Genomic DNA, 4,044 nt, shown 5'->3' on the forward strand with positions numbered 1-4,044 from the left:
CGCCGGCGGGCGAGCCGCCGGCGAGGCCGGACCCTGCGCGGCGGCTGGCATCGCCGGCGCGGTGGGCGCGGAGGGAGCCGTGGTCGGCGCGGCCGGAGCCCCGGCGGGCGCGGCCGGCGTCTCCGGCGCCGCCACCGGCTCGGCCGGCGCGGCACCGACGGGCGCCTGCTCCTGCTCCTGCTCCGCAGCGGGCGCGGCAGCCTCTTCGGCGGGAGCCTCGGCCTCGTAGGCCTCGTAGGCCTCGACGGGCTCCTGCTCCTGCTCCTGCTGAGGCTCCGGCGACGCGGCGACCGGCGCGGGCTGCGGGACCTCCGTGTGCACGCGCTTGCGCACCACGAACCCGGGGCCCGCCGGGCGCACGGGCGCCGGCTTCGGCTTCCGCTCGCCGACGATCTTCTCGTACGCCGACGCGGCCTGGTCGTCCTCGAGGGAGGACGAATGGCTCTTCACGTCGTAGCCGAGCTGGTGGAGCTTCTCGACCAGCTCCTGGTTGGAGAGCTCGATACCCTGCTCCTTAAGCTGCTTGCCGAGCTCGTGAACCCGCTTCTTGGACATTTCGTAGACTCCTAATCCTTACGGGCACTTCCCGTCAACTCGACACGCAGCGCCGCCGCGTCGACCACCGCTTCCGGGCGGCGGAGCGCACGCGGGAGCGCACGACGCCGGAGCGCCTTCTCCAGGCACCCGACGCTCGCGTGGAGCCACGCTCCACGGCCTCCGCCACGCCGACGATCGAAGATCACCCGTTCACCATCCGTCGTGAGCCGTACGAGCTGCCGCTGCGCCGCCCGCTCCCCGCAGCCGACGCAGGTGCGGACGGGCTCGCTCAAGCGCCGGCGCCTCCCTGTGCGGCCTTCGCCTTGGCCGCGTCGAGCTCTGCGCGGAGCTTCGCCTCTTCCTCGAGGTAGACGCCCACCGCGTGCTTGATCTGGCGCGCCTTCTTGATGCCGAGGCCGCTCGACTCCGCGAGCCGCATCACGTCCGCCTCGTTGTGGACCGCCTCCACCGTGCCGTAGCCGGCGCCCTTCAGCTGGTCGACGGTCTTCTCGCCGACGCCGCGGACGCGCGCGAAGCGCTCCTCCTGCGTGAGCTCGTCCGGGTGGCGCCGCGCCTCGGCGATGCGGGCCGCCTCGCGCTCCTGCTCGAGCTGCATCTCCTTCTCGGCGTCGACGATCGACTGCTCGCGGGCGCGCTTCTGCAGGTCCGGGATCATGTCCATCGTGAAGCCCGGGAACTGCGTGAGCATCTCGGCGGCGGCGTTCGCGACGTCCTGCGCCTTCCGGAAGCCGTGCGAGTACAGCATCTCCTGCGTGGGCTCGGGGATCTCGAGCGCGCCGAAGCTCTCGGTCGCGAACTCGCGCATCTCCTTCACGCGGGACTCGGAGTTGATGTCGAGCTTCCAGCCGGTGAGCTGGGAGGCGAGGCGCACGTTCTGGCCGCGGCGCCCGATGGCGAGCGAGAGCTGGTCGTCGGGGACGATGATCTCCATCGCCTTGTTCTGCTCGTCGAGGAGCACGCGCGAGACCTCGGCCGGCGCGAGCGCGTTGCACACGAAGCGCGCGTAGTCGTCGTCCCAGGGCACGATGTCGATCTTCTCGCCGCGGAGCTCCTGCACGACCGCCTGGACGCGGCTGCCCTTCATGCCGACGCAGGCGCCGACGGGATCCACGTCCGAGTCGCGCGACGACACCGCGATCTTGGCGCGGCCACCCGGCTCGCGGGCCGCCGCCTCGATGACCACGACGCCCTCCGCGATCTCGGGCACCTCCATCTCGAAGAGCTTCTTGAGGAGGTCCACCGAGGCGCGCGAGAGGATGATCTGCGGGCCCTTCGACTCGCGCAGCACGTCCATCACGTACGCCTGGATGCGGTCGCCGGCGCGGTAGCTCTCGCGCGGCACCTGCTCGCGCACGGGCAGCACCGCCTCGGCGCGGCCGAGGTCCACGATCACGTTGCCGCGCTCGAAGCGCCGGACGATGCCGGTGATGACCTCGCCCTTGCGGTCCTTGTACTCGTTGAAGACGTTCTCGCGCTCGGCGTTGCGGGTGCCCTGGATCATCACCTGCTTCGCGGTCTGCGCCGCGATGCGGCCGAAGGAGCGGCGGAAGGTCTTGAGCTTGAGGAGGTCGCCCCACTGCTCGTCCTGGGCCTTCGCCTCCGCCTCGTCCTCCGCGCGGTAGTAGATGGGGAAGTCGAGCTCGTCGCCCGGCTCCACCTCGATGCCCTTCTCGTGCGCCACCGACACCGGGATCATGTTCACCGGGTCGGGGATGGGCGCCTCCTCGGTGGCATCGGCGACGATGGTGAGGACCTGGAAGAGATCGACCTGGCCCTTGTCCTCGTCGTAGCGGGCCTTCAGGTTCCGCTCCATCCCGAAGTGGCGCTTCGCGGCGCTGCCGATGGCCTCCTCGAGGATCTCGACGAGCCGCGCGCGGTCGATGCCCTTGTCCTTGGCGACCTGGTCGAGGATGAGGTTCAGGTTCACGTTCTGCTGCATCGGTCAGTCCTTCCTCCGAAGGTCCGCCTCGAAGTCGTACTCGAGGTGGGCCTTCGCGATCTGATCGTGGGGGACGCGGTGGACGACGCCGTCCACGTCGATCTCGACGGCGCCGTCGCGGTAGCCCACGAGGACGCCGGTCCAGTTCTTTCGCGGGGGGGAGCCGGGCGCCGTCTCGGGGACGGGCCCGTACGCCTTCACGTGCGCGCGCTGCCCCGCGTAGCGGTCGAAGTCGGCCGGCTTGCGCAGCGGCCGATCGAGGCCCGGCGACGAGACCTCGAGGTCGTAGGCCGGCTCGATGAAGTCCTCGACGTCGAGGATGGGCTCCACGAGCCGGGACACGGCCTGGCAGTCCTCGATCCCGACGCCGCCCGGCTTGTCGACGAAGAGCCGGAGCGTCCAGCGAGCTCCCTGGCGCGCCCACTCCACCTCGACGAGCTCGTAGCCGTCGCGTACGAGCACGGGCTCGAGCACCCGGCGCGTGCGGTCGGCGATGGACTCTTCTCCGATACCCGTCATTGACCCCTAAAAAACGAAAAGTGGGCGACGCGGCCCACTTTCGAGACCCGGCATTGCCCGGGCGCGAAAATGTCGGCGTGTCAGTAACAGACCGGGTGGAGGCGGTCAAGGACGACCGGGCCGCCTGGCGGGCCCTTCCACGAGCTCGCACGGCCTACCCCGGGTCGGGCGGGAGACGGAGCGCGAGGAGCCACTCCCGGTTCCCCGCCGGGCCCTCGATGGGTGACTCGGCGTGACCCAGGATCTCGAACCCGAGCTCCCGCGCCGCGGCGGCGATGCCGTCGAGCGCGGCCCGGCGCTTGGCCTCGTCGCGCACCACGCCCCCCTTGCCGACCTCGCCCTTCCCCACCTCGAACTGCGGCTTCACGAGCAGGATCGCCGCGCCGCCCGGGCGGAGGATCGCCTTCACCGCCGGCAGGATGAGCCGGAGCGAGATGAACGACAGGTCGCCGGTCACGAGCTCGACCCGGGTGCCGAGCGCCTCGGCGGTGAGCGCCCGCGCGTTCTCGCGCTCGCGGACCACGACGCGCGGGTCGCCGCGGAGCCTGGGGTGGAGCTGGCCGTAGCCCACGTCGATGGCGTAGACCCGGGCGGCGCCGCGCTGCAGGAGCAGGTCGGTGAAGCCGCCGGTGGACGCGCCCAGGTCGGCGCACGTCTTCCCGGCCGGATCCACGGGGAACACGTCGAGCGCTCGCTCGAGCTTGAGCGCGCCGCGCGACACGTACCGCTGCGGCCCGGCCCCCTCCTTCAGCCGGATGGGCGCCTGCGGGTCGACGAGCGCGCCCGGCTTGTCGACGCGCGTCTCACCCACCACGACGGCGCCGGCCATCACGAGCGCCTGCGCCTTGGCGCGCGACTCCGCGATCCCCCGCTCGACGAGGACGACGTCGATCCGCTGCCTGCGCGAGGTCATGGCGGGGGCTGCGCCCCCACGCCGGCTCCCCGGGGCCCGCGCGCCATCGCGGGCGGCCGCGCCGCGCGCGCGATGGCGCGGCGGCGGGGGCCGCGCTCGCGCCGGGCCCCGCAGG

Annotated in this window: 5 protein-coding genes; all 5 read right to left on the reverse strand. The window is 72.3% G+C overall.

Going from position 1 to position 4,044, the window contains the following annotated elements:
* A partial coding sequence (locus MLV88_RS22460) for a translation initiation factor IF-2 N-terminal domain-containing protein (protein ID WP_243338730.1) occupies positions 1–555 on the reverse strand: 555 nt, incomplete at its 3' end.
* 11 nt (positions 556–566) lie between these two features.
* Positions 567–830: a DUF448 domain-containing protein gene (locus tag MLV88_RS22465; protein WP_242340166.1), complete on the reverse strand. Its 264-nt coding sequence runs from the start codon at positions 828–830 to the stop codon at positions 567–569.
* Positions 827–2,497 (reverse strand): transcription termination factor NusA, encoded by a 1,671-nt coding sequence (gene nusA / locus MLV88_RS22470; protein WP_242340167.1) that lies wholly within the window; start codon positions 2,495–2,497, stop codon positions 827–829. Before nusA ends, MLV88_RS22465 begins: the two co-directional genes overlap by 4 nt.
* A gap of 3 nt (positions 2,498–2,500) precedes the next feature.
* The gene (locus MLV88_RS22475; protein ID WP_242340168.1) at positions 2,501–3,016 is read right to left on the reverse strand and encodes a ribosome maturation factor RimP; all 516 of its coding nucleotides are present in this window, start codon (positions 3,014–3,016) and stop codon (positions 2,501–2,503) included.
* Positions 3,017–3,170: 154 nt separating this feature from the next.
* Positions 3,171–3,929 (reverse strand): TlyA family RNA methyltransferase, encoded by a 759-nt coding sequence (locus MLV88_RS22480; protein WP_242340169.1) that lies wholly within the window; start codon positions 3,927–3,929, stop codon positions 3,171–3,173.
* Positions 3,930–4,044 lie beyond the last annotated feature (115 nt).

The sequence above is a fragment of the Anaeromyxobacter soli genome, assembly GCF_022808855.1.
Lineage (GTDB): Bacteria > Myxococcota > Myxococcia > Myxococcales > Anaeromyxobacteraceae > Anaeromyxobacter > Anaeromyxobacter soli.

Excerpts from the sequence above, each read along its gene's own strand:
- MLV88_RS22475 (WP_242340168.1), bottom strand. The coding sequence starts at position 3,016 with ATGACGGGTATCGGAGAAGAGTCCATCGCCGACCGCACGCGCCGGGTG.
- nusA (WP_242340167.1), bottom strand. The coding sequence starts at position 2,497 with ATGCAGCAGAACGTGAACCTGAACCTCATCCTCGACCAGGTCGCCAAG.
- MLV88_RS22480 (WP_242340169.1), bottom strand. The coding sequence starts at position 3,929 with ATGACCTCGCGCAGGCAGCGGATCGACGTCGTCCTCGTCGAGCGGGGG.